Consider the following 24,051-nt stretch of genomic DNA (forward strand, 5'->3'; position numbering starts at 1 on the left):
GGGGATCAGTAGGGCAGGCTGCGCACGCCGGCCCAGAGGTCGTCGACCAGGCGCTGATAGCTGTCGGCGAGGTCCTCGAGCCGGACCCATTCGTCGTAGAACACCGAGTCGGGGGCACCGGCCAGTTCGACGAAGGCCAGGCTGCTCGCCCTGGCCAGCCGGTCGACCAGGCCGCCCAGGGTCTCGCAGTGTTCGTCGGCGGTGGCCAGCGGTACCGGCGCGGCCAGGATCACCCAGCGGTCGATCGCGCGCATCAGCTGCGCACGCCGGCGATCGATGGTGGCCAGCTCGGCGGCGGGAGTCCGCTCGCGCACCTGGTGCAGCACGGCCAGCTCACCGGCCGCGTCCAGGACCGGGTGGTCGTCGTAGGGCAACCCGCGCAACGACGCGAGCAAGGCCGAACGACAGGGCAACAGCGTCGGGCCTGCCGTGCGCTGCCGCACGGGCTGGGAAACCTTCATCTGGCCTACCTCCGGCTCGGGCACGACACCCCGGGTAAGGGTGCCATCGCGTGCGGCAGAACGCGGCGGACAGCACGCGGTCGCGCGCATCCGGCAATCATCCCGCCACCACTGTCCCCGATGACGGCGCCCGGCGGAAGAATTGGCATACCGGACATTCGGATTGTCCGCCTCCGCCGCCGGGCGCGCACCGGGGCTACTGCACGCGCAGACTGCCGAACAGGCCCTGCTTCTCGTCCTCGGGCCCCGCGGTGAAGTACAGGGCGTTCGCGTCGCCCAGGCTCTCCCCGTTGCCGAACAGCAGCGCCCACAGCCCGGCGATCTCGACCGGCTTCGCCTGGCCGTCACGCAGGTAGTCGACGAAGGTTCCGGTGGTGTCGTCATAGGCGAGCACCCGGCCGAGGCCGCCGAAGTTGCCGATCAGCAACTTGCCCGACAGCGCACCGAAGTTCGACGGCGCGATCGCGACACCCCAGGGGGCATTGAGCCTGCCGCCGTCGTCGATGATGCGCACCAGCTTGCCCGCGGCGTCGAACTCGGCGACCTTGCCCTTGTCCGGCCTGCCGTCGGCGGCCTTGTCGGCCGCGGCGTCGAGCGCGTCCTCTTCGCCCTTGTCGAAGGCGGTCGCGTCCTTCGCGTCGGGCTTGGTCACCGCGTAGGAGACGAACACCCGGCTGCCCAGGGTGGTGACGTTGAACGGCGCCGGATCGCCGGGCACGGCCTTCTTGCCCTTCTCCGGGGTGGAGGCGTCGATCAGCTCGCCGGTGGCGAAGGGGTTGGCGAATCCGGTGGTGGCGACCGGCTGCCAGAACTTGTCGAAGGTGCGGATCTGCGGTTCCGCGCCGAAGTCGGCGGCCAGCAGCTTGTCTCCGGCGGGCGAGAGCGCCAGGCCGAAGAAGGCCATGCCCTGCGCCGAGCCGTCGAAGACCTGGTTCGCGCCACCGTTGCGGCGGATGATCGCGCCGTCGGGCGCCTGCTCGGTCCAGGCCGAGATCTTGCCCGAGTCGGTGGCGAAGATGAATCGCGCCGAGCCGGTCAACGGGACCGGCAGGCCGTCGAGGTCGACCCACTGATCGCGCACCACGAACAGATCCGAGGTGATCGGGGCGGGGTTGAACACCACGCCGGTGGTCTTGCCGACGCTCTTGTCGGTGGTGTCGGCGTCGGCGCCGGGGACGGCGACCGAGGTGAGCTGGTCCTGGCTCAGCTTCTGCAGCTTGGGATCCGAGGAGCTGTGCACGTCACCGAGGAACTGGTAGGACTTGCCGCCCGCACCGACCCAGAAGTGCCCGCCCGCGCCCTTGGGCCGGTTGGCCAGGCCCCAGGCGTCGACCATCTCGGGAATGGTGAACTGCGCGTGATAGGAGTCCTTGTCGGCGGCCAGATTGGTCTGGCCGTAGCGGTTGCCCTCGAGCGCGGTCACCTCGCCGGTGGTGGCCTCGGAGCTCGAACAGGCCGTCGCCACCAGGAGCACCGCGCCGAACACAGCACCACGTACCAGTCCGGACCGCACCCCGCGGGCGCCCCTCACATGTCCGTTCACGTTCTATCCTTTCGACCTCCGCCGGACGGCGTTCAGGCGTGGCTGACCTTAGCCTGACCGGCGTCGCGGCGTGGCCGTGACCGTCTGTGCGCGTGCGGGTCTAGGCTGTCGGCCGTGGTCGAACCCTCCGCTTCCGTCGCCCCGCATCCCGCCGTCACCGCACTGGCTCCACTGCTGGGCACCTGGCGCGGGCGCGGCCACGGCGAGTATCCGACGATCGAGTCGTTCGACTATCTGGAGGAAGTGGCCTTCGGACACATCGGCAAACCCTTCCTCACCTACCGGCAGCGGACGAGGGCCGCCGACGACGGTAGGCCGCTGCACGCCGAGACCGGCTACCTGCGCTGCCCAGCGCCCGGCCGGGCCGAACTGATCCTCGCCCATCCCACCGGAATCACCGAGATCTGCGAGGGAACCATCACCGAAACGGTCGACGGAATTCGCCTCGAATTGAACTCGACGAATATCGGGTTGAGCGGATCGGCGAAATCGGTGACCGCGCTCGGCCGTTCTTTCCACGTGACCGGTGACACCATCGACTACACCCTGCGGATGGCCGCGGTCGGTGAATCCCTGCAGCATCATCTGAGCGCGACTCTGCAACGCGTCTGAACAGATGGATACCCGCTGAACTGCGGATTCATACGCGAGATTCCGATAATTCATCTTTTCATCACGGTCCGGTACCGGTTGCGTTCGAACACGCCCGCACATAACGCAACAATTGTGTGTCGCTTACCGAAGCCATCTGTTGCCGCTGTTGTCCCCGTTCTAGGTTCGAATGGCTGCCCCCGCAAGAACACCGTCGAAACCCTGAACGAGGGAGACGAGCATGAGGCGTTCCACCCTGATTCTGACCACCGCAGGCATGATTCTCGGCGGCGCCGCTGCCATCGACCTGCTCGACAACACCGGCATCGAGGCCGCGCCCCAGCCGGTCGCGGGGTATCAGGTGCTGCACAACGCGGCGACAGCCCACAACGAGAGCACTTCGCTCGCGGTGGTGCGGGGCCTGCTGGCGACCGACGACGGTGTCACCGTCGCGCTGCCGGGTCAGTAACCCGGCGGCAGCGCGGCGAACATGTCGCGGGTGACCGCGACCGCGTTGTCGGAGCTCCCGCCCTTGACCAGCAGTGTCGCGAAGGCGATGTCGCCGCGATACCCGACGAACCACGAGTGCGACCCGCCCTCGACCTCGGCCTCACCCGTCTTGCCGTACACCTCGCCCTGATCCCTGATCCGTTCGGCGGTGCCGCCGGTGACCACCTTGCGCATCATCGTGCGCAACCCCTCCACCACCTCGGGTGCGATGGCGGGCCGCTCGCCGGTGACCTCGGTCGGCCTGCCCGCGATGAGATAGGGCACCGGCGCCGAGCCGTGCGCCACCGTCGCGGCCATCACCGCCATCCCGAACGGGCTCACCACGACCCGGCCCTGGCCGATACCGTCCTCGGCGCGCTGCACCAGCTCGTCGGCGCGCGGGACCGAGCCCGACATGGTCGGCAGACCCTCCACCCGGTAGTCCTGGCCGATACCGAGCCGGGCCGCCGCCTCGGTGAGGTCGTCGCCGTCCAGGCGGCTGGCCAGCCGGGCGAAGGTGGTGTTGCAGGAGCGTTCGTAGGCGGTGGCCATCGGCACGTCCCCGACGGTGAACAGGTTGTAGTTGGGGATGGTGCGCTCGCCGATGATGGTGGTGCTCGGGCACGGCAGCACGGTGTCGGGGGTGGCGATGCCCTTGGCCATGGCGGCCGAGGCGGTCACCGTCTTGAAGATCGAGCCCGGCGGGTACTGCCCGCTGGTGGCGACCGGCCCGTCGCGATCGGCGGCCTTGTTCTGGGCGACCGCGAGGATCGCGCCCGTCGACGGTCGCAGCACCACCATCATGGTCTGCTCGGTCCGCAGGTCGACGGCGTGCTGGGCGGAGTTCTGCACGAACCGGTCGACGCTGAGCGCGAACGAGGGCGCGGGCTGAGCCGCGACCTCGTGCAGCACACCGAGGTCGGCGCCGTTGGCATTGCGGGTGATGACACTCCAGCCCGCCTTGCCGTCGACCTCCGCGATCACCGTCTTGCGCACCTGGGTGAGCAGGTCGGGCGCGAACTTGCGGTCGGTGGGCACCATGTCCCACTCCTGGGTCACCGTGACACCGGGCAGCCCGATCAGCTGCCCGCCGAGCGTCTCGGCCTCGTACTCGGTGAGCAGGATGACGGTGTAGGGGCCCTCGGCCGCGCGGGCGGAGCTCAGGATGTTCTGCGGGGTGTAGGCGACCGGATCGATGCGGCTCAGCGCGCCGGCCAGGGCCCCGGCCACCTGCGTCGGGTCGGGGGCGTCGGCGACGCTGAACCGCACCCGCGACACCTTGCCGGGCACCAGCACGTCACTGCCCGCCGATTCGTTGACCCGGGCGCGGGGGGCGGGGGCGGTCCGCAGCTCGAGGGTCTGGGTGTCGCCCAGGCGCGGGTGGATGTCGGTGGCGGTCCAGCGCACCAGCCAGCGGCCGCCGCTGCGGCCCATCTGCAGTTCGCCGGTGTAGGTCCACTGCCTGCCCTTGGGCAGGGTCCACTCGTAGGTGTAGTCGACGGTGGCGGTGTCACCGCTGACGCGCGCGTCGCCGGTGCGGATCCGCAGTTGCTCGGCCTGCAGCGCGTCCCACGCCGAAGTCAGTGCCGCCGTGGCCTTCTCGGGGGCGGTGGTGAGCGCGGCGGCCGCGGCGAGATCGTGCTCGGCGAAGGCGTCGGCGAAGGCGTCGGCGGCGGGCACCGGACCCTGCTGACCCGAGACACAGGCGGTCGCGGCCACCGCGAGGGCGGCCACCGCGTACATGGTGAGCATCCGTGTCCTCATCGGCACCGATGGTAGCGGCGAACACCGCGCAAACCCCGGAAGACACCGCGGTACACGGCCGTTCAGTCGACCAGCACGGTGGCGAAGGTGGCGATCTGCCGGAAACCCACACGGCTGTAGGCACGTCGGGCGATCTCGTTGTAGTCGTTGACGTACAGGCTCGCCGTACGTCCGGTCGCGACAACGGCATTGGCGACCGTCGCGGTCCCGGCCGTACCCGCTCCGGCGCCGCGGAACTCCGGATGCACCCACACCCCCTGGATCTGGCCGGTGCGTCGCGAGAGCGAGCCGATCTCGGCCTTGTAGACCACCACGCCGTCCTCGAAACGTGCCCAGGCCCGGCCCGATTCGATCAGGCTCTGGATCCGCCTGCGATAGCCCCGGCCGCCGTCGCCCGCGCGCGGATCGACACCGACCTCTTCGATGAACATGGCGATGGCCGCGACCAGATAGCGGTCGATCTCGTCGGGCCGCACCCGGCGCACCCGTCCGTCGGCCCTGGCCGCCGCGGGCTGGGCCAGCGCGAGCAGCGGCTGCTCGGCCCGCAGTTCCCTGGCAGGCCCCCAGGCGGGCAGCAGCATCTCCCACAGCGGCAGCGCCAGTTCCTGCCTGCCGACCACCGAGGAGCACACGCGCGGCCAGCGCACCGCCCGATCGGCGAAGGCGCGGATGGCCTGCTGGTCACCGCGCAGCGGAACCAGGTTCGCCCCGGAGAAGCACAGCGAGTCGGCGGGGCCGCCACGGCTCCACAGTTCACCGGAGCCGGAGCGCGCGTCGAGACCGAACTCCTGGACGCGAGCGGCGATCATGCACGACGCCACCGGGTCGGCATCGAGCACACGGAGTACTTCGCCCAGGTCCCGGACGGATACCGGGCGCGCGGGGGCGGTTTTGGACCGTCGCGTCGGCTCCAGCAGACTCCGCACGGGACCAGCCTGCCACGAAAGCGGCCGCAGTGGTACGGGTCCGCGGAATCCGAGGCCCGACCGTGAGTGGCGGATCAGCCGACGGTCACCACGGGGGCCGCCGCGCCGCCGGGCTGCTCGCCCATCTCCTCGGCGATCCGCATGGCCTCTTCGATCAGGGTCTCCACGATCTGCGCCTCGGGCACGGTCTTGACGACCTCGCCCTTGACGAAGATCTGCCCCTTGCCGTTGCCGGAGGCCACACCCAGATCCGCCTCGCGCGCCTCGCCGGGGCCGTTCACCACGCACCCCATCACAGCCACCCGCAGCGGCACCTCCAGCCCGTCCAGACCGGCGGAGACGGCGTCGGCCAGGGTGTACACGTCGACCTGCGCGCGACCGCACGACGGGCACGACACGATCTCGAGCTTGCGCGGGCGCAGGTTCAGCGACTGCAGGATCTGCCCGCCGACCTTGACCTCCTCGGCGGGCGGCGCCGAGAGCGAGACCCGGATGGTGTCGCCGATGCCCTCCCCCAGCAGCGCGCCGAAGGCGACCGCCGACTTGATCGTGCCCTGGAAGGCCGGGCCCGCCTCGGTGACGCCAAGGTGCAGCGGGTAGTCGCTCTGCGCGGCCAGCTGCCGGTAGGCCTCCACCATGATCACCGGGTCGTTGTGCTTGACCGAGATCTTGATGTCGCCGAAGCCGTGCTCCTCGAACAGGCTCGCCTCCCACAGCGCCGACTCGACCAGGGCCTCCGGGGTGGCCTTGCCGTACTTCTCCAGCATCCGCTTGTCCAGCGATCCGGCGTTGACACCGATACGGATCGGGATGCCCGCGGCGCCCGCGGCCTTGGCGACCTCGCCGACGCGGCCGTCGAACTCCTTGATGTTGCCCGGGTTCACCCGCACCGCGGCGCAGCCCGCGTCGATCGCGGCGAAGATGTAGCGCGGCTGGAAGTGGATGTCGGCGATCACCGGGATCTGCGACTTCTTGGCGATGGTCGCCAGCGCGTCGGCGTCCTCCTGGCGCGGACACGCCACCCGCACGATGTCGCAGCCCGACGCGGTGAGCGCGGCGATCTGCTGCAGGGTCGCGTTGATGTCGTGGGTCTTGGTGGTGGTCATCGACTGCACCGAGATCGGCGAGTCGCTGCCCACGCCGACCGAGCCCACCTTCAGCTGGCGGGTCTTGCGCCGGGGAGCGAGCACAGCAGCGGGAGCGGCGGGCATCCCCAATCCGATGGTGCTGGTCACGGTCGCTGCCTTCTTTCGTGCGTGTTCGCGGTGTCGACCTGGCTCGTCTGTCCCCGAGCTTAGTCGCGCAGGAACCGACGGTGCCCTGTGAGGGCCACGACAGAGGTTCGCCGCGGCTACTGCAAGCGGATGGGATTCACGATGTCGGCCGCCAAGGTCAGGAGCATGAACGCACCACCGATCACCACCGCCACATACGTCACGGGGAGCAGCTTGAGGTAGTCGACCGGACCGGCAGGCGCCTTGCCGCGCCAGCCGCGCACCGTGTCGCGGAGCTTCTCGTAGAGCACCACCGCGATGTGGCCGCCGTCCAGCGGGAGCAGCGGCAGCAGGTTGAACGCGCCCAGGAAGAAGTTCAGGCTCGCCAGCACCAGGATGAACACTCCCCAGAGACCTTGCTCGGCGGTCTCGCCACCGATGCGGCTGGCGCCGTACACGCTGACCGGGGTCTCCGGATCGCGCTCGCCACCGGTGACCGCCTCCCACAGGGCCGTCACCTTCTGCGGCATCTTGGCCAGCGACTTCACCGTCTCCACGAAGAAGTCACCGGTGAACGACACCGTCGCCGGGATCGCGGCCAGCAGGCCGTACTGCTGGGGCTCGGCGTAATCGGGACCGACACCGACCGCGCCGACCTCACGCGCCGGACCCTCCTTGGGCGAACGCAGCACCCGCTCCGGCGTCACCGGCACGGTGAGGGTCTGCCCGTCCCGCTCGATCGTGTAGGTGAACGGCCCGGTCTGCTTCTGGGTCTCGGCCTGGAACTGCGCCCAGGTGGTGACCTCGACACCGTTGACCGACTTCACCACGTCACCGCGCTGCAGGCCCGCCCGCTGAGCCGGACCGTCACCGGTGCACGGGGCCAGGGTCTTCTCGGGCGTCTCCTGGGCGACACAGCTCATGCTGCCCAGCGACGTGGCGGGCGGCTGCTCGAGCTGCGGCAGCCCCCAGCCCACGGCCAGCACCACCAGCAGGATGAACCCGAGCAGGAAGTTCATCGCGATACCGCCGAACATCACCACCAGGCGCTTCCAGGTGGACTGGCGATACATCGCCCGCTCGACCTCTTCGGCCTCCAGCTCGTCCAGGGCGGTCATGCCCGCGATATCGCAGAAACCGCCCAGCGGCAGGGCCTTGAGCCCGTACTCGGTCTCGCCACGACGGAAGGAGAACACCTTCGGCCCGAAACCGATGAAGTACCGGCGCACCTTCATGCCGGTGGCCTGCGCGGCCCACATGTGCCCACACTCGTGCAGCGCGATCGAGATCGTGATACCGAGGGCGAACAGTGCGAACCCCAGCGCGAATAGCATCTGGCTCCTGTGTCATTTGGCGGCTGGCGCCGCGGGTTTTCGGCCTCGTAACCCCGAATCCGAGGGGCGATACTCCGGCTTCGCCGTGACGTCTCGCCCCTCGGATCCGGGGCGGCCGAAAACCGTGGTGGCTGGGTTCGGTCAGGACGCGATGCTCTTCGCGGCGTACTCCCGTGCCCAGCGGTCGGCCGCGAGGACGTCGTCCAGGGTATCGGGTTCGGCGTGCCACCGGTCGGCGGCCTCCACGGCGCGTGTGACGGTGCCCACGATCTGGGGGAAGGTGATCGCGCCGTCCAGGAAAGCCTGCACGGCTACTTCGTTGGCGGCGTTGTAGACGGCGGTGACGCTGCCGCCCGCCTCGCCGGCTTGCCGGGCCAGGCGTACCGCCGGGAAGACGGTGTCGTCGACCGGTTCGAAGGTCCAGGTGGACGCGGTGCTGAAATCGCAGGGCGTGGCGGCGCCGGGGATGCGGTCGGGCCAGCCCAGGGCCAGGGCGATGGGCAGGCGCATATCGGGTGGGCTGGCCTGGGCGAGGGTGGAGCCGTCGGTGAAGGTGACCATGGAGTGCACGATCGACTGCGGGTGCACGGTGACGTCGATGCGGTCGTAGGGGACGCCGAAGAGCAGATGGGTCTCGATCAGTTCCAGGCCCTTGTTCACCAGCGAGGCGGAGTTGAGCGTGTTCATCGGTCCCATCGACCAGGTGGGATGGTGTGCGGCCTCGGCGGGGTTCACCGATTCCAGCATCTCGGTGGTCCAGCCCCGGAACGGGCCGCCCGAGGCGGTGAGCACCAGCCGGGCGACCTCCTCGGCCCGGCCGCCGCGCAGGCACTGGGCCAGCGCGGAATGCTCCGAGTCGACCGGAACGATCTGGCCGGGGGCGGCCGCGCGGGTCACCAGGGAGCCGCCGGCGACGAGGGATTCCTTGTTGGCCAGCGCGAGCCGGGTGCCCGACTCCAGGGTGGCCAGGGTGGGTTCGAGGCCGAGCGAACCGACCAGCGCGTTGAGCACGACATCGGCCTCGGTGCGGCGCACCAGTTCGGTCACCGCGCCCGGACCGCCCAGCGCCAGCCCGAGTTCCTCGGCGGCTCCCGGCTCGGCGACGGCGGCATTGCGGGTGCCGGTGGCCGCCATCTGCGCGGCGAGCAGGGCCGTATTGCCTCCGCGCGCGGCCAGCCCGACGACCTCGAAACGGTCCGGGTTGGCGGCGATCACGTCCAGTGCCTGCGTCCCGATCGAACCGGTACTGCCCAGGAGCAGCACCTTCACCCGGTCGGCGGAGTTGGTGTCGTCGTGCGCGGCACGCGTTGCTGGGTGGGACACGGGCCCATTGTGGCAGGGCTGCTGGCTACGACATGCGGTCGTATGCCACGATAAGCACACTCGCCTTACCGTTACCCGAGCCTAAGGAGCGATCGTGGCCGCCACGGACCTCGAAAAAGTCAGCACCGAGCGCCCTGTCGCCACCACCGTCGACCCCGCCGAGGTGCCCTCGGCCGCCTGGGGCTGGAGCGGTGAGTCGCGCAAGACCGCGCGCATCGCGGCCTGGGTCGTCGTGGTCGCCCTGCTCGGCATGACCATCGGCAACCACCAGGGCCACGTCGAGGACATCTTCCTCATCGGCCTGGCCGGCCTGATCGCGGCCATCCTGGTCGTCGACTCGCTGACCCAGCGCATCCCGAAGTAACCTTCGGCACCGAACATTCCGCCTGCGGCCGCAACAACTTGTTGCGGCCGCAGGCGTTTTCGTGTCAGCGTCCGCGCCGGGCGCCCGGTTTGCGGCCGCCACGCGAGGCGCCCTGACGCGAGTTCTGTTTGGCGGCGGGCTTCTTCGTGGCCTTGGCGGGCGCCTTGGCCCGGCGCTGCGGCTCCGGCGCCGCGCCGCGTGAGCTGTTGGCCGAGCGCCCACGCACGATGCCGACGAACTCCTCGACCAGTTCACCGTCGGCGCCCGCGGGCCAGGCCAGCGCGATCTCGGTGAACGGAGTGTCGCTGATCGGGCGGTACACCAGGTCGCGCCGGTGGTGCAGGCGCGCGATGGACTGCGGCACGATCGTCGCCCCGCCGACCGCGGCGACCAGGGCGAGGGTGTCGGCCGCCTGATCCAGATCGCTGCCGTCCTGGACACGTTCGGTCGCCAGGTCGGCGGGGGTGACGGTGTCCAACAGGGAGAGCTCGTCGTCCTTCTGCACCACCGCGACCGGGGTCTCCTGCCACAGCGGGATCGCGTTGATCTCGGTGCGCTCGATCGGCAGCCGGACGAAGCACAGGTCGACGCGGCCCTCCCGCAGCGCGGCCTCCTGCTCGCGCTGCGGCACGCCGAGCACCTCGAGCGGATGCTCGGGCAGCCGCTCCCCCCAGATCCGCGCCCACTTCGACACCGTCACCCCGGGGACGAATCCCACTCGCAGACTCGCCGGTGCGGTCGGCTTCTGTTCCCGTTCGGCCTGCTCGGCGGCACCGATCAGGGCGCGCGCGTGCACGAGCAGGGCGGCACCGTCCTCGGTCAGCGTGGTGGGCGAGGCACCGGGCACGAACACCCGGGTGCCGAGTTCCTGTTCCAGCTCGATGACGGTGGCGCTGAGCGCCTGCCGGGAGATCCGCAGCCCTTTGGCGGCGCGCGCGAAGTGCAACTCCTCGGCCACGGCGACGAAACGACGCAACCGGGCGAGGTCGATGGAGTCGGCGGCGGTGACGTCGAAGTCGCTCATTCTGACCAGAATATGGCACCCGCCGAACCGGCAGGCGCGCCGATCACTGGTTGAGCAATACCGCGACGACCACCATGATCGCCGCCACCACTCCGAGCACCAGCAGGTAGACGCCCAGCACCGACCCCCAGTTGTTGCGCGCGGGCGGCACGGGTCGCGGCATCGGTATCGCGGGTCGCTGCCACGGCTGCGGCGCCATCGGGCGCGGCATCTGCTGCGGCGGGATCGGCGCCGCGACCGGGAACGGGCCCGCGGGCGTGCCCTTCGCGTCGACCGGGCGCATCGGCTGCATCCCGACGAACGGCGTGGCCTGGACGTGCGCGCCCGACGGCGGCCGCGCGATCGGCCGGGCACCGGTCGTCGGTGACCGCAAGGCGCGCTGGGCGGCGTCGACGAACTCCTCGCAGGAGGTGAAGCGGTCGGCGGGACGCTTGGCCAGCGCGCGGGCCATCACCGCGTCGAGCACCGGCGGCAGCCCGGCCCGGCGCGGGCTCACCGGCGGTGGCGGGGACTGCAGGTGGCCGGTGATCACCGCGGCCGGACTGGCCGATTCGAACGGCGCCGAGCCGGTCAGCAGGGTGAACAGGGTGCAGGCCAGCGAGTACTGGTCGGCGCGGTGGTCCAGCGGGACGCCGGTGAGCTGCTCGGGCGCCGCGTACGCCAGGGTGGCGGTGAACGAGCCGGTCTCGGTGAGATGGCCGGAGTCGTCGCGCAGCCGGGCGATGCCGAAGTCGGTGAGATACACCCGTTCCTGGCTGTTGGAGCGGGCCAGCAGGATATTGGCCGGTTTCACGTCGCGGTGCAGGACCCCGGCGCGATGGGCGTAGTCGAGGGCGGCGGCGGTCTCGCCGATGATCTGCAACGCGCGATCGGGTGGCAGCGTGGTGGGATCGAGGGTGGAGGCGTCGACCCCGTCGATGTACTGCATGCTGATCCACAGCTGGTCGTCCTCGACGCCGCGGTCGAACACGGTCACGATATTGGGGTGGTCGAGCTGGGCGACCAGATCGGCTTCCCGTTCGAACCTGGCCCTGATCTCCTTGTCGGTGAACAGTTCCTGATTCAGCAGCTTCAGCGCCGTCCAGCGGGGCAGGCGCGGGTGCCGGGCCAGGTAGACCGAACCCATCCCGCCGCGACCGAGCTGCCGTTCGATGGCGTATCCGGCGAATACCGTTCCGTCAGAAACCACGCTGACCCCCGAATCTGGCTCGTCGTCCGACGCGCTGGACCCTATCAAACGGTGTACACCCCGGGTCCGGGTCACTCACAGTGGGGCCGCGGCCACCGAGGCGGCGAGCTCGGCGGTCCGGTCGCCGGTGAACCTCGGAATCGTGAACAACACGAAGCGGCTGCGCCCGGCGTCGGTGAACTGGGAGACCACGGTGGAGGTCTCGACGTCGTTGCCGGAGCGGAACAGCACCTGCCGGTCCAGGCGGCTGCCGATGGTGGTCGTCCGCCGTTCGTCGGCCGCGACGACGAAATCGGTGACCGCCTTGTCGGCCGCGCTCGCGGTGCCGTAGCTGTAGAAGCGGTAGGCGAAGCCGGTGTCGTCGGGGCTGAGGCATTCCCAGCGGGCCTGCCACCCGTCGAAGGCCGACAGCGCGCCCTCGGCGGCGTAGAAGCCCTCCCAGCTCGGCGCGGCCCGGCAGGTCGTCCCGAAGTGGCCGTCGGTGCCCTCGTAGGTGTGCGGCAACATGCCGGGGAACGCCGCGGCCATGGCGTTCAGATCCTGGTGTCCGCGCGAGCGGCCCAGTTGCAGGGCGAGGAAACCCGTGTCGTCGCGCCAGGCCCACACGCCCGCGCCGACGACAATGGCCAGCACCAGGCCGAGGACGATCGGCCAGCGGCGTCGCCTTGCCACGGGCCGGGCCGGATACGGTTGTCGCGGCACGGGATACGGCCGCTCCGACGGAAATCCCGACGGGCCCTGCGGAGCTGACGGTGCCGGGGCCAACTGCGGGGAACCGGGCGCGGAGGCGAATTGCCGGGCGCCGGGCGCGACCTGCCAGACATGATCCGCTGCGGCAGGCGGGACGTGCTGGGCAGGATGCGCGGGATCGTGCCGGCGGTGTGTGGGAGCGTGGCGGGCAGGTGTGTTCGACGTGCTGGCGGGTTGCTCCACGGCCGAGCGCGCGGCGGCGGCGAATTCCGCGCACGAGTCGTACCGCTCGGCAGGGGATTTCGCCAGGGCGCGTGCCAGTACCGCGTCCAAGGCGGCGGGTAGGTCGGGCCGGTGAGTACGCAGCGACGGCGGGGCAGACTGCAGATGCCCCTGGATGACCAGCACCGGGTTGTCGGCCTCGTACGGCGCGAGCCCGGTGAGCAGCGCGTACAGCGTGCAGGCCAGCGAGTACTGGTCGGTGCGGTGGTCCAGGTCCGCGCCGGTGAGCTGTTCGGGTGCGGCGAAGTCCAGGGTGGCGGTGAAGGTGCCGGTGCGGGTGAGGTGGTGGGCGTCCTCGCGCGGACGGGCGATGCCGAAATCGGCGAGCAGCACGCGCCGGGTGCCACCGGTGCCCGCCAGCAGGATGTTGGCCGGTTTCACGTCGCGATGCAGGATGCCGGACCGGTGGGCGTGGTCGAGCGCGGCGGCGGTGCCCTCGATGACGTGTAGCGCGGTCTCCGCGGGCACCGGGTGCGCGAGCGCGGCGGCGTCCACTCCGTCGACGAACTGCATGCTGATCCACAGGCGTCCGTCGTCGACGCCCCGGTCGTACACGGTGACGATATTGGGGTGGTCGAGCTGGGCGGCCAGGTCGGCTTCCCGTTCGAAGCGGGCCCGGATCTCGGTGTCGGCGAACATCTCCGGGTTCAGCACCTTGAGCGCGATCTGCCGCGGCAGGCGCGGATGCCGCGCCAGGAACACCGACCCCATGCCGCCCTGACCCAGCTGCCGGTCGATGGTGTAGCCGGCGAACACCGTGCCCGTCGAAATCATCCCGCCCCCGAATATCGTTGTCCGACGGGACCTTATCAAGGGCGGACCGGGGTCCTCAGCCCAGTGGGAAGGCGGCGATCTCGGCGAGCAGAGCTGGTTCGATCTGGTCCGCCTGCGGGTATTGCGGGCCGTCGGAGTCGAGGTAGAACAGCAGCACCCAGCGCTCGCGGCCGGGCTCGTCGAAGGTGGACACCACCGCCGAGCCCGCGTAGAGCTCCAGTTCCGCGGATTTGCGGCCGCGCAGGAAGTCGGTGCGCGTGCCGGTGGTCGACGTGCCGTTCTCGGTGGTCTCGGCGAAGAACCGGGAGACCACGCTGTCGGCCAGCTCGACGGTCGGATAGGTGAAGAAGGCGTACCGGGCACCGTCGTGGATCCTGTCTTCGCAGCTCCACTTCGCCGCGAAACCATCGAACCGCTTGGTCCAGTATTCGCTGTAGCGGTCGGTCTCCCGATGGCCCTCACAGCGGCGGCCGTCATAGCCGTTGCCGCTGTCGTAGCCGCTCGGCACCATCTGGGGGAAGGCGTCGTGCAGGGCGTCCATGTCCTGGTGACCGGGAGTGTGGCCGAGGAGGTCGGCCACCACGGTGTTCTCGTCCTGCCAGGCCCAGATCCCGACCGGCAGGAAGAGAACGGCCGCCACGGCGAGGGCGATGAGCCTGCGGACGCGTCGCCGGGGGCTCGGTGCCCCGGAGTCCGGCGGTGCCTGCCGGACCGGCCCGCCGGGCATCCCGGGGTACGGACCGGGTGCGTATCCGGCGTAATTCGATGCCGGGACATGCGGATACGCCCTACCACCAGGTACCGGGAAAGCCTGCCCCGAGGCTCCCGCAGGCGTTGCCGCGTTCGGCAGACCGGCACCGGGGTGAGCCGGGGCGCCACCCAGGACCGTCGGTTGACTGCCCGTCCCGCTGAGCGCGCGCCGGGCGGCGGCCGCGAACTCCGCGCACGAGTCGAAACGGTCGGCGGGGCGTTTGGCCAGTGCGCGGGCCAGCACCGCGTCCAGCGCGACGGGCAGGTCGGGACGACGGGCATGCAGCGAGGGCGGCGGCGACTGGAGGTGCCCCTGGATCACGCGGGCGGGGTTGTCCGCCTCGAACGGCGCGACACCGGCCAGCAGCGAATACAGCGTGCAGGCCAGCGAATACTGGTCGGTGCGGTGATCGAGTGTGGCGCCGGTGAGCTGCTCGGGCGCCGCGAAGGCCAGGGTGGCGGTGAAGGAACCGGTCTGGGTGAGGTGGTGCGCGTCGTCGCGCAGGCGGGCGATGCCGAAGTCGGTGAGCAGCACGCGCCGTTGCCCGTCGGCGTCGGCCAGCAGGATGTTGGCGGGTTTCACGTCCCGGTGCAGCACGCCGGCACGGTGGGCGTGGTCGAGCGCGGCCGCGGTGCCCTCGACGATGTGCAGCGCGAGCGGGGCGGCCATCGGGTGCGGCAGCGTCGCGGCGTCCACGCCGTCGACGAACTGCATGCTGATCCACAGTTGCCCGTCGTCGACGCCCCGGTCGTAGACGGTGACGATGTTCGGGTGCTCGAGCTGCGCGGCGAGGTCGGCTTCGCGCTCGAACCTGGCCCGGATCTCGGTGTCGGTGAACAGCTCCGGGTTCAGCAGCTTGAGCGCGGTCTGGCGAGGCAGGCGCGGATGCCGCGCCAGATACACCGACCCCATCCCACCCCGGCCCAGCTGCCGCTCGATCGCGTACCCGGCGAAGATGTCCCCCGTCGCAAGCAATGTTCCCCCGTGTGTCCGGCCGTTCGGTCGCGGCCGGCGCATCGACGACCGCTACCAAAATAGACGCTCCACGGTCACCCGCGCCGATCAGTCCTGGACCCGCACCCCCATCGACCGGGCCGTCCCCGCCACGATCCGCATCGCCGCGTCGATGTCGGTGGTGTTGAGATCGGGCAGCTTGCGCAGCGCGATCCGCCGCAGCTGCTCGCGGGTGAGCGCCCCGACCGGCGCGTGCCCGGGTTGCGGCGACCCCGCCCGGCCCAGCGCCGCCCGGATCAGCGACGCGGTGGGCGGCGTCTTGAGCCGCATGGTCCAGCGTTTCCGGGCATCGATGGTGATGACGGCGGGAATGATCTCCCCGCGCCGATCCGCCGTCGCCGCGTCGTAGCGGCGTTTGACCTCGAACGGAGGAATCCCGGTGGGCCCCAGCATCTTGCCGAGGACCATCAGCGAGGCATTACCCGCCTCGAGTTCGAGAGTGACTGTGACAGAGGCTGTTCCGCGCGCCATAGTCAACGATCTCGGACCCACACCTCGATCCGGTCCCACGACGATAACGCCTGGGCCGCAACATGTTCAGCGCCGAATACGCGCCCTCAGCCGGCGACCGCCTGAGCACAGGTGCGGAGCACTACCCTTCGGCAGCGAGTTGCCCGCAAGCCGCGGCGATCTCCTGCCCACGCGTGTCACGCACCGTGCACGACACCCCTTGCGCGATCACCCGACGCACGAACTCCTTCTCGACCGGCTTCGGGCTGGCGTCCCACTCGCTACCCGGCGTCGGATTGAGCGGAATCAGGTTCACGTGCACCAGCGGGCCCAGCGCCTTGTGCAGCTTCTTGCCGAGCATGTCCGCCCGCCACGGCTGATCGTTGACATCCCGGATCAACGCATACTCGATCGACACCCGACGACCGGACTTGTCGGCGTAATAGCGTGCGGCATCGAGCACTTCGGCGATGGACCAGCGGTTGTTCACCGGCACCAGGGTGTCGCGCAATTCGTCATCAGGGGTGTGCAGCGACACCGCAAGGCGCACCGACATGTCCTCGTCGGCCAACTTGCGGATCGCGGGTGCAAGACCCACGGTCGACACCGTCACCGAACGCTGCGAGATACCCAAACCGTCGGGCGCGGGCGAGGTGATCCGGCGGACCGCGTTCACCACGCGCTTGTAGTTGGCCAGGGGCTCGCCCATGCCCATGAACACGATGTTGGACAGGCGGCCGGGGCCGCCGTGGACCTCACCGTCGCGCAGTGCGGCGGCCGCGGCGCGCACCTGGTCGACGATCTCGGCGGTCGAGAGGTTGCGGTTGAGGCCGGCCTGGCCGGTCGCGCAGAACGGGCAGGCCATGCCGCAGCCCGCCTGGCTGGAGATGCACAGGGTGTTGCGGTCGGGGTAGCGCATGAGCACGCTCTCCAGCAGGGTGCCGTCGTGGGCGCGCCACAGGGTCTTGCGGGTGTCACCGGAATCGCAGGCCAGGTGCCGCACCACCGACAGCAGCGGCGGGAAGAGTGTCTCGCCGACCTTGTCGCGCACGTCGGCGGGCAGGTCGGTCATCTGGGCGGCGTCGGCCTGCAGGCGGCCGTAGTACTGGCGGGCGAGCTGGTCGGCCCGGAATTTCGGCAGGCCCAGTTCCTGCACCGCGGTCTTGCGCTCGTCCGCGTCGAGATCGGCGAGGTGGCGCGGCGGCATACCGCGACGCGGGGCATCGAAGACGAGGGGCAGGGAGGTGGCCATAATGCCACCATTGTCCCAAACGCGACCGCGGCCCCGGTCGGCGGCCCGCCACGCCGGGCGACGTTATCGAGAAGATGCGTGCACCGGCCATAGCAGTCGGCCATGATCGAGGCATGTCCACGAACGCAGAATCGGGCGCCACTCCGGCCGCTCGGGAGCCGGTCGGCGAGCCCGCCGACGGCAAGCACCACAAGCCGACACCCGCCGATCCGGCGCCCACCCGGCGGCCCACCCCGGACGCCCTGATCAAGTCACGCACCGGCTACACCTGGATCGGGCTGCTCACCGCGGCCATCCTCGGCATCCTGCTGCTGATCTTCATCATCCAGAACCTCGACCAGGCACCGGTCCAGTTGTTCTTCTGGGACTTCTCGCTGCCGCTGGGCATCACCGTGCTGCTGTCGGTGATCATCGGCGCGCTGGTGATGGGCCTGGTCGGCGGTGTGCGCATCCTGCAGTTGCGCCACGCCGCCAAGAAGAAGCCATGACCGGGCTCAGAGCAGGGCGCTGAGCACCAGCCAGGACACGAACGCCGAGGGCAGCATCGAGTCGAGGCGATCCATGATGCCGCCGTGCCCTGGCAGCAACGTGCCCATGTCCTTGATGCCGAGCTCGCGCTTGATCTGCGATTCGATCAGATCGCCCAGGGTCGCGACGAGCACCAGGCCCACACCGAGCACCACACCGATCATCGAGTTGGCGTCGAGCAGCAGGGTGACGGTCAGCAGACCGCCGATGACGCTGAACACCAGCGAACCGCAGAAGCCCTCCCAGGACTTCTTCGGGCTGATCGCGGGCACCATCGGATGCCTGCCGAACAGCACACCGGCGACATAACCGCCGACATCGGAGCACACGACCAGGATCATGAAGGTCAGCACCCGCAGGTTGCCGTCGGGTTCGAGCAGCAGCAGCGTCGAGAACGACGCCAGCAGCGGAATCCAGGACAGCGTGAAGATGGTGATCGAGGTGTCGCGCAGGAAGTTCTTCGGCGCCTGGCTCAGGCCGTGGTCGAACAATCGCCACACCATGCAGACCAGCGCTGTCGCCGCGAACGCGCCGACCACACCGCGCGCCCCCCACGGCCAGCCCAGCCAGAACACCGCCTGACCGCCGACCAGCAGCGGAATGCGCGGCACCAGCACGTCGGCCTCACGCAGCCGCTTGGCGACCTCCCAGGTGGCCACGCCGACCGCCACCCCGACGACCCCGATGAACACCTTGGGGACGAACAGCAGGATAGCGATGAGCGACAGGCCGAGGCCCAGGCCCACCGCCAGCGCCGCGGGCAGGTTGCGGCCCGCGCGCGAGGTGGACGCCGCCGCGGGCGCGGGTGCGTCCGCGGGCGGTGCCGCGGCGATCTGGTCCGGCATCGGTTCCGGTGCCGCTCCGGTGGCGGCGGCGTCTTCGGCCACGATTGTCCCGTCGCTCAACTCGTCGTTCCGTTCATCCCCCGCACGAGCGGGACTGGCGAGATCTGGCGCTCAGACCTCGAGCAGTTCGGCTTCCTTGTGCTTGACCAGCTCATCGATCTGGCCCACGTACTTGGCGGTGGTCTTGTCGAGCTCCTTCTCGGCGCGCCCGACCTCGTCCTCACCCGCTTCGCCATCCTTCTGGATCCGGCCCAGTTCGTCCATCGCCTTGCGGCGCACGTTGCGAATCGAGACCTTGGCGTCCTCGCCCTTGCCCTTGGCCATCTTGACCATCTCGCGGCGGCGCTCCTCGGTGAGCTGGGGCACCGTGATGCGCAGGATGTCGCCGTTGTTGGTGGGGTTCACGCCCAGATCGGAGTTGCGGATGGCGTTCTCGATCGGGCCGAGCTGGCTCTGCTCGTAGGGCTTGATCACCACCATGCGCGGTTCCGGCACGGTGATGCTCGACATCTGGGTGATCGGCGTCGGCGAGCCGTAGTAGTCGACCACGACGCGGGCGAACATGCCCGGGTTGGCGCGGCCGGTGCGGATGGTGCCTAGGTCGTCCTTCGCCACCGAGACGGCCTTCTCCATCTTCTCCTCGGCGTCGAAGAGCGCTTCATCAATCACGACCGGTTCCTCCACAGCGTCATCGTCATCTTCCGCGGTTGCGGGATCAGGACCGAACCAAGGTGCCGATGTTCTCACCGGCGACCGCGCGGGCAATATTGCCCTTGATCAACAAATTGAACACCAGCATCGGCATCTGGTTGTCCATGCACAAGCTGAACGCCGTCGCATCGGCGACCTTCAGCCCCTTCTCGATCACTTCCTTGTGCGTGATCTCGGTGAACATGCTGGCGTTCTCGTCCACCCGCGGGTCGGCGTCGAACACGCCGTCGACCGCCTTGGCCATCAGCACCACCTCGGCGCCGATCTCGAGGGCGCGCTGGGCGGCGGTGGTGTCGGTGGAGAAGTAGGGCATGCCCATACCGGCACCGAAGATCACCACACGGCCCTTCTCGAGGTGCCGCTTGGCACGCAGCGGGAGGTAGGGCTCGGCGACCTGGCCCATCGTGATGGCGGTCTGCACGCGCGTGTCCACCCCCTGCTGCTGGAGGAAGTCCTGCAGCGCGAGGCTGTTCATCACGGTGCCGAGCATGCCCATGTAGTCCGAGCGGGCGCGTTCCATCCCGCGCTCCTCGAGCTCGGCGCCGCGGAAGAAGTTGCCGCCACCGATGACGACGGCCACCTGCACGCCGGTCTCGACGATCTCGGCGATCTGCTCGGCCACGGTCTGCACGACATCGGGATCGAGGCCGACCCCGCCGCCACCGAACATCTCCCCACCCAGCTTGAGCAGCACCCGGCGGTATCCAGGGCGGTCGTTACCCGGGTCGGTCATGGGTGGTCGTCTCCTTCGGCGAGGTCGAGAACTGTCGAACTGCGGGCACGCGAATCGGCCGCACAGCAAGGCGAAGCGGCATCCATCCTGCCTTATCCGGTTCCCCTCGGCGCACAAGACCCCCTCACGCGAGGCGGAGCCCCCGAAACCGGGGGCAGCGACCGCCGGGAATCGGCAAGAGCCCCTCGGGAGCAGCCGAATGCTGCTCCCGAGGGGCTCTCGTTCAGGCGATCAGGCCTGGCCGACCTCGAAGCGGGCGAAGCGGGTCAGGGTGACACCGGCTTCGTCCAGCAGGGCCTTGACGGTCTTCTTCGAGTCGGTGACCGAGGCCTGCTCGAGCAGGACGACGTCCTTGAAGAAGCCGTTGACGCGGCCTTCGGTGATCTTCGGCAGCGCGGCCTCGGGCTTGCCCTCTTCGCGGGCGGTGGCCTCGGCGACACGGCGCTCGTTCTCGACCAGCTCGGCCGGGACCTCGTCGCGGGTCACGTAGCGGGCCTTGAGCGCGGCGACCTGCATGGCGGCGGCGCGGGCGGCCTCGGCCGCGGCGTCGCCCTCACCGGTGTACTCGACCAGCACGCCGACGGCGGGCGGCAGGTCCGAGGCACGCTTGTGCAGGTAGGTGGCGACCTGGCCGTCGTAGGACACGACGCGACGCAGTTCCAGCTTCTCGCCGATCTTGGCGGCCAGCGCCTGCACGGCCTCGTCGACGGTGCCGTTGTCCAGCTTCAGCGCCTTCAGGGCGTCCAGGTCGGCCGGCTTGCCCGCGGCGGCGGCGGTGACGACAGCCTCGGCCAGCTCCTGGAACTCGGCGTTCTTGGCGACGAAGTCGGTCTCGGAGTTGATCTCGACCAGGACGCCGTCCTTGGCGATGACCAGGCCCTCGGCGGTCGCGCGCTCGGCGCGCTTGCCGACGTCCTTGGCGCCCTTGATGCGCAGCACCTCGACGGCCTTGTCGAAATCGCCGTCGGAGTCGGCCAGCGCGTTCTTGCAGTCCATCATGCCGGAGCCGGTGAGCTCCCGGAGCCGCTTCACATCAGCAGCGGTGTAGTTCGCCATCGGGGGCGAGCCTCCTCGTGTGTGGGGTGTCTGGGGGTTTACACCACCTTGCCGACCGCTTCTGAATTCAGAAGGGCCGGCAAGGTGAACGTAGAACTACCGATCAGCTCAGAAGTCGGCCGGGGTGTGCTGCGCCGGGTCGGCCTTGACCTCGGCAGCGGCCTCGGCGGGCGTCTCGGCAGGGGCCTCGGCGGCCGGGGTCGCCTGAGCCAGCAGCTCCTGCTCCCACTCGGCGAGCGGCTCGCCGGCGCCGGCCTCGGGCTTCGCGTCGCCGGAAGCCTGGCCCGCGCGGGCCTGCACGCCCTCGGCCACCGCGGAGGCGACGACCTTGGTGAGCAGAGCGGCGGAACGGATCGCGTCGTCGTTACCCGGGATCGGGTAGTCGACCAGGTCGGGATCGCAGTTGGTGTCCAGGATCGCGATGACCGGGATGTTCAGCTTGCGAGCCTCGCCGACGGCGATGTGCTCCTTGTTGGTGTCGACGACCCAGATGGCCGAGGGCACCTTGGCCATGTCGCGGATACCACCGAGGGTGCGGTCCAGCTTGGTCATCTCACGCGTGAGCATGAGGATTTCCTTCTTGGTGCGACCCTCGAAGCCACCGGTCTGCTCCATGGCCTCGAGCTCCTTCAGGCGCTGCAGGCGCTTGTGGACGGTCGAGAAGTTGGTGAGCATGCCACCCAGCCAGCGCTGGTTGACGTAGGGCATACCGACGCGAGTCGCCTCGGCCGCGATCGACTCCTGGGCCTGCTTCTTGGTGCCGACGAAGAGAACGGTGCCACCGTGGGCGACGGTCTCCTTGACGAACTCGTAGGCCTTGTCGATGTAGGTCAGCGTCTGCTGCAGGTCGATGATGTAGATGCCGTTGCGGTCGGTGAAGATGAACCGCTTCATCTTCGGGTTCCACCGCCGGGTCTGGTGCCCGAAGTGCGCGCCGCTGTCGAGCAGCTGCTTCATGGTTACGACAGCCATAGCTCCCGTATCTCTCTTTCGTTGCCGGTTGACGCAGCCGATCGGCGATCGACTGCCCTGGCGCCACCGAAACCGCCGGACCCGATGAGCAACCGGGACCAGCCGACGATTTCACTGTTCATCCGCTCGGAGAACTCGCGCGGACATGCCCTCTCGGACGTCCGCAGAACGAGCGACGACCGGATGGACGAGCACGGGTGGCGCGCGAAGTCGGTTCGCACCTCGGCGAAATGGAAACCGCCGAGCACAAACCGCGAGTTCAGTCTACGCGGAGCTGTGTCAGGGCCGAAATCGCCCCCTCGCGGCGACCTGCGATTCCCCTGGGTGAAGTGCGAGATATCCACATCCGGCGAAGTTGTCCACATTCTCTCGCGGCCTGTTCCGAACGGTTCCCCCGGCGCCCAGAGTGGGGGCATGACCACGTTGACACGCATCCTCATCACGGCATTGCCCCTGCTCTGCGCCCTGGGGGTCCTCGGCGCACCGGCTGCCGCGCATCCCGTCGATCGGTCCGGTGCTCCGACGACCGAACCGGCCGCGGACGAGCCATCAGCCGCTCCGCCATCGGCCGGCCGCACCGACCCTGTACCGCAGGCCGACCCCGTCCCCGCACCTGCTCCGGCGGGCCGTTCCGCTCCGCCGCTCGTCACGCCGGTCGCGGAATTGCCGGTCGAGCCGATCGTTCCGCCACCGGTGGTTCCGGTCGTCAGGCCGCCGGTTGCCGGGCAGCCCGGAGTGGTCCCGCCGAAGGCGCAGTCACCCCGGCTGCCGTCGTGCGGGGGCGGAACCGTGCGACCGTTGCCCGGCCCTCCCCCGGAGCGCCGTGGGGGATCCCGGATGGTCCGGCGGGCACAGTGCCCTGGTTCGGGGCAGTCGCACCCGGGGTCGGCTCCACCCGCGACGCCTGCTCGCGCGCTCCCGCGTTCCTTCCTCACTCCCGTTCCGGTACCGGTTCGGGTATCGGAAGTGGAACTGGCCGACGCTCCGTCGGTGCCGGTGTCCGGGCCGCGACGACACCCGGCGGGACGCGCTGCCGAGGGGGCCGCGGATCGCGCGACGGTGCCCGTCCAGGTCGACATCGTGGTGCGGCCGGGCGCATCGACCGGTTCCGCCGAGGAGATGCCCGTGGTCCTGCGCGATCTCCTGCGGGCGTGGGCGGCTCAGCAGCGGGTGCAGCCTCTGCGCCCACATCGGTGAGCCGTCGCCGCGCGCGGGCCGGAGTGCTGCGCGAGCCGGTTCGACGACTGATCCAGCGCGTCGGCGGAAGCGCTGTCTGCCTGGTTCTCGTGCTGGTCGCGGAAGCCGGGCCGGGGTGGGCGGCGGAGGCGGGGGATTTCGGATGGCCGTTGCGGCCGAAGCCGAGCGTCGAGAAGCGCTTCGACAAACCGGAGCGGAACTGGCTGCCGGGGCACCGCGGGGTCGATCTGGGGGCGACGGAAGGACAACTCGTCTTCGCCGCCGGCGACGGCGTGGTGATGTTCGCCGGTGTGGTGGCGGACAAGCCCGTCGTGTCGATCGATCATCCGGGTGGGCTTCGCACCACCTACGAGCCCGTCCAGGCGCGGGTTGCGGTAGGTGACCGGGTGGTCAGGGGCACCCCGATCGGGACCGTGGTGGCCGGGCACGAGGGGTGCCCGGTCGCCGCCTGCCTGCACTGGGGCGCGCGCCGGGAGTCCGGGGAACACAACCGGCGCGAGTACGTCGACCCGCTCGGTCTGCTGCACGAGGTGCCGATCCGGTTGAAGCCGCTCGAGCCGTGATGTGACCATCG

24 protein-coding genes are annotated in these 24,051 nt (G+C 69.9%); 6 read left to right on the plus strand and 18 right to left on the minus strand.

Annotated features, from left to right (window positions below; genetic code table 11):
* Positions 1 to 5: 5 nt before the first annotated feature.
* Positions 6 to 461, minus strand: coding sequence for a hypothetical protein (locus ACFC06_RS08920; protein ID WP_375929217.1), 456 nt, complete (start codon positions 459 to 461; stop codon positions 6 to 8).
* 196 nt (positions 462 to 657) lie between these two features.
* A complete protein-coding gene (locus ACFC06_RS08925; protein ID WP_375935333.1) occupies positions 658 to 1,962 on the minus strand; it encodes a TIGR03118 family protein in 1,305 nt (434 codons plus the stop codon).
* A gap of 156 nt (positions 1,963 to 2,118) precedes the next feature.
* Between ACFC06_RS08925 and ACFC06_RS08930 the strand changes: the two genes are divergently transcribed.
* The gene (locus ACFC06_RS08930; protein WP_375929218.1) at positions 2,119 to 2,616 is read left to right on the plus strand and encodes a peroxynitrite isomerase; all 498 of its coding nucleotides are present in this window, start codon (positions 2,119 to 2,121) and stop codon (positions 2,614 to 2,616) included.
* 220 nt (positions 2,617 to 2,836) lie between these two features.
* On the plus strand, positions 2,837 to 3,064 hold the full coding sequence (locus tag ACFC06_RS08935; protein WP_375929219.1) for a hypothetical protein: 228 nt from the start codon (positions 2,837 to 2,839) through the stop codon (positions 3,062 to 3,064).
* Here the strand turns inward: ACFC06_RS08935 and ACFC06_RS08940 are convergent.
* The 5 genes from ACFC06_RS08940 to dxr all read right to left on the minus strand — a co-directional run bounded on the left by ACFC06_RS08940 (position 3,058) and on the right by dxr (position 9,645).
* Positions 3,058 to 4,848, minus strand: coding sequence for a penicillin-binding transpeptidase domain-containing protein (locus ACFC06_RS08940; RefSeq protein ID WP_375929220.1), 1,791 nt, complete (start codon positions 4,846 to 4,848; stop codon positions 3,058 to 3,060). The two genes, ACFC06_RS08935 and ACFC06_RS08940, sit on opposite strands and share 7 nt — an antisense overlap.
* A 62-nt stretch (positions 4,849 to 4,910) precedes the next feature.
* Positions 4,911 to 5,774: a GNAT family N-acetyltransferase gene (locus ACFC06_RS08945; RefSeq protein ID WP_375929221.1), complete on the minus strand. Its 864-nt coding sequence runs from the start codon at positions 5,772 to 5,774 to the stop codon at positions 4,911 to 4,913.
* A 74-nt stretch (positions 5,775 to 5,848) separates the two neighbouring features.
* Positions 5,849 to 7,009, minus strand: coding sequence for a flavodoxin-dependent (E)-4-hydroxy-3-methylbut-2-enyl-diphosphate synthase (gene ispG / locus ACFC06_RS08950; protein ID WP_375929222.1), 1,161 nt, complete (start codon positions 7,007 to 7,009; stop codon positions 5,849 to 5,851).
* A gap of 116 nt (positions 7,010 to 7,125) precedes the next feature.
* Positions 7,126 to 8,322, minus strand: coding sequence for an RIP metalloprotease (locus tag ACFC06_RS08955; protein WP_375929223.1), 1,197 nt, complete (start codon positions 8,320 to 8,322; stop codon positions 7,126 to 7,128).
* Positions 8,323 to 8,463: 141 nt separating this feature from the next.
* Positions 8,464 to 9,645 carry a 1-deoxy-D-xylulose-5-phosphate reductoisomerase gene (gene dxr, locus ACFC06_RS08960; protein WP_375929224.1) on the minus strand — a complete coding sequence of 394 codons (1,182 nt, stop codon included), beginning with the start codon at positions 9,643 to 9,645 and terminating at the stop codon, positions 8,464 to 8,466.
* A gap of 94 nt (positions 9,646 to 9,739) precedes the next feature.
* On the opposite strand from dxr, the gene ACFC06_RS08965 reads away from it, so the two are divergent.
* The gene (locus tag ACFC06_RS08965; protein WP_375929225.1) at positions 9,740 to 10,009 is read left to right on the plus strand and encodes a DUF2631 domain-containing protein; all 270 of its coding nucleotides are present in this window, start codon (positions 9,740 to 9,742) and stop codon (positions 10,007 to 10,009) included.
* Positions 10,010 to 10,073: 64 nt separating this feature from the next.
* Here the strand turns inward: ACFC06_RS08965 and ACFC06_RS08970 are convergent, their stop codons facing one another.
* The 6 genes from ACFC06_RS08970 to rlmN form a co-directional block, all read right to left on the minus strand.
* Complete coding sequence (locus ACFC06_RS08970) at positions 10,074 to 11,033, minus strand: LysR family transcriptional regulator (protein ID WP_375929226.1); 960 nt, start codon at positions 11,031 to 11,033, stop codon at positions 10,074 to 10,076.
* A 43-nt stretch (positions 11,034 to 11,076) separates the two neighbouring features.
* The gene (locus tag ACFC06_RS08975) at positions 11,077 to 12,222 is read right to left on the minus strand and encodes a protein kinase (RefSeq protein WP_375929227.1); all 1,146 of its coding nucleotides are present in this window, start codon (positions 12,220 to 12,222) and stop codon (positions 11,077 to 11,079) included.
* Positions 12,223 to 12,297: 75 nt separating this feature from the next.
* Positions 12,298 to 13,968, minus strand: a complete 1,671-nt coding sequence (locus ACFC06_RS08980) for a protein kinase (RefSeq protein ID WP_375929228.1) — start codon at positions 13,966 to 13,968, stop codon at positions 12,298 to 12,300.
* 55 nt (positions 13,969 to 14,023) lie between these two features.
* Positions 14,024 to 15,694, minus strand: coding sequence for a serine/threonine-protein kinase (locus tag ACFC06_RS08985; RefSeq protein ID WP_375929229.1), 1,671 nt, complete (start codon positions 15,692 to 15,694; stop codon positions 14,024 to 14,026).
* Between the two features lie 87 nt (positions 15,695 to 15,781).
* Entirely contained in the window at positions 15,782 to 16,204 is a 423-nt protein-coding gene (locus tag ACFC06_RS08990; RefSeq protein WP_375929230.1) for an uL11 family ribosomal protein, read from the minus strand.
* A 121-nt stretch (positions 16,205 to 16,325) separates the two neighbouring features.
* A complete protein-coding gene (rlmN, locus tag ACFC06_RS08995) occupies positions 16,326 to 17,435 on the minus strand; it encodes a 23S rRNA (adenine(2503)-C(2))-methyltransferase RlmN (protein WP_375929231.1) in 1,110 nt (369 codons plus the stop codon).
* Between the two features lie 113 nt (positions 17,436 to 17,548).
* On the opposite strand from rlmN, the gene ACFC06_RS09000 reads away from it, so the two are divergent.
* On the plus strand, positions 17,549 to 17,923 hold the full coding sequence (locus ACFC06_RS09000) for a lipopolysaccharide assembly LapA domain-containing protein (RefSeq protein WP_375929232.1): 375 nt from the start codon (positions 17,549 to 17,551) through the stop codon (positions 17,921 to 17,923).
* A gap of 6 nt (positions 17,924 to 17,929) precedes the next feature.
* Here the strand turns inward: ACFC06_RS09000 and ACFC06_RS09005 are convergent, their stop codons facing one another.
* The 5 genes from ACFC06_RS09005 to rpsB all read right to left on the minus strand — a co-directional run bounded on the left by ACFC06_RS09005 (position 17,930) and on the right by rpsB (position 22,280).
* The gene (locus ACFC06_RS09005; protein WP_375935336.1) at positions 17,930 to 18,808 is read right to left on the minus strand and encodes a phosphatidate cytidylyltransferase; all 879 of its coding nucleotides are present in this window, start codon (positions 18,806 to 18,808) and stop codon (positions 17,930 to 17,932) included.
* A gap of 111 nt (positions 18,809 to 18,919) precedes the next feature.
* The gene (frr, locus tag ACFC06_RS09010) at positions 18,920 to 19,477 is read right to left on the minus strand and encodes a ribosome recycling factor (protein WP_375929233.1); all 558 of its coding nucleotides are present in this window, start codon (positions 19,475 to 19,477) and stop codon (positions 18,920 to 18,922) included.
* Between the two features lie 46 nt (positions 19,478 to 19,523).
* The gene (gene pyrH, locus ACFC06_RS09015) at positions 19,524 to 20,252 is read right to left on the minus strand and encodes a UMP kinase (RefSeq protein ID WP_375929234.1); all 729 of its coding nucleotides are present in this window, start codon (positions 20,250 to 20,252) and stop codon (positions 19,524 to 19,526) included.
* A 231-nt stretch (positions 20,253 to 20,483) separates the two neighbouring features.
* Positions 20,484 to 21,308, minus strand: a complete 825-nt coding sequence (gene tsf / locus ACFC06_RS09020) for a translation elongation factor Ts (protein WP_375929235.1) — start codon at positions 21,306 to 21,308, stop codon at positions 20,484 to 20,486.
* Between the two features lie 108 nt (positions 21,309 to 21,416).
* Complete coding sequence (rpsB, locus tag ACFC06_RS09025; RefSeq protein WP_375929236.1) at positions 21,417 to 22,280, minus strand: 30S ribosomal protein S2; 864 nt, start codon at positions 22,278 to 22,280, stop codon at positions 21,417 to 21,419.
* A gap of 966 nt (positions 22,281 to 23,246) precedes the next feature.
* On the opposite strand from rpsB, the gene ACFC06_RS09030 reads away from it, so the two are divergent.
* On the plus strand, positions 23,247 to 23,477 hold the full coding sequence (locus tag ACFC06_RS09030; RefSeq protein ID WP_375929237.1) for a hypothetical protein: 231 nt from the start codon (positions 23,247 to 23,249) through the stop codon (positions 23,475 to 23,477).
* 23 nt (positions 23,478 to 23,500) lie between these two features.
* Positions 23,501 to 24,040 (plus strand): M23 family metallopeptidase, encoded by a 540-nt coding sequence (locus ACFC06_RS09035; RefSeq protein ID WP_375929238.1) that lies wholly within the window; start codon positions 23,501 to 23,503, stop codon positions 24,038 to 24,040.
* Positions 24,041 to 24,051 lie beyond the last annotated feature (11 nt).

The sequence above is a fragment of the Nocardia sp. NPDC056064 genome, from assembly GCF_042266925.1.
Lineage (GTDB): Bacteria > Actinomycetota > Actinomycetes > Mycobacteriales > Mycobacteriaceae > Nocardia.

Coding starts and splice junctions, on each gene's coding strand:
- ACFC06_RS08970 (WP_375929226.1), bottom strand. CDS start 11,033: ATGAGCGACTTCGACGTCACCGCCGCCGACTCCATCGACCTCGCCCGG.
- pyrH (WP_375929234.1), bottom strand. CDS start 20,252: ATGACCGACCCGGGTAACGACCGCCCTGGATACCGCCGGGTGCTGCTC.
- ACFC06_RS08935 (WP_375929219.1), top strand. CDS start 2,837: ATGAGGCGTTCCACCCTGATTCTGACCACCGCAGGCATGATTCTCGGC.
- ACFC06_RS08920 (WP_375929217.1), bottom strand. CDS start 461: ATGAAGGTTTCCCAGCCCGTGCGGCAGCGCACGGCAGGCCCGACGCTG.
- tsf (WP_375929235.1), bottom strand. CDS start 21,308: ATGGCGAACTACACCGCTGCTGATGTGAAGCGGCTCCGGGAGCTCACC.
- ACFC06_RS09005 (WP_375935336.1), bottom strand. CDS start 18,808: ATGCCGGACCAGATCGCCGCGGCACCGCCCGCGGACGCACCCGCGCCC.
- ACFC06_RS09000 (WP_375929232.1), top strand. CDS start 17,549: ATGTCCACGAACGCAGAATCGGGCGCCACTCCGGCCGCTCGGGAGCCG.
- rlmN (WP_375929231.1), bottom strand. CDS start 17,435: ATGGCCACCTCCCTGCCCCTCGTCTTCGATGCCCCGCGTCGCGGTATG.
- ACFC06_RS08940 (WP_375929220.1), bottom strand. CDS start 4,848: ATGAGGACACGGATGCTCACCATGTACGCGGTGGCCGCCCTCGCGGTG.
- rpsB (WP_375929236.1), bottom strand. CDS start 22,280: ATGGCTGTCGTAACCATGAAGCAGCTGCTCGACAGCGGCGCGCACTTC.
- ACFC06_RS08980 (WP_375929228.1), bottom strand. CDS start 13,968: ATGATTTCGACGGGCACGGTGTTCGCCGGCTACACCATCGACCGGCAG.
- ACFC06_RS08955 (WP_375929223.1), bottom strand. CDS start 8,322: ATGCTATTCGCGCTGGGGTTCGCACTGTTCGCCCTCGGTATCACGATC.
- ACFC06_RS08990 (WP_375929230.1), bottom strand. CDS start 16,204: ATGGCGCGCGGAACAGCCTCTGTCACAGTCACTCTCGAACTCGAGGCG.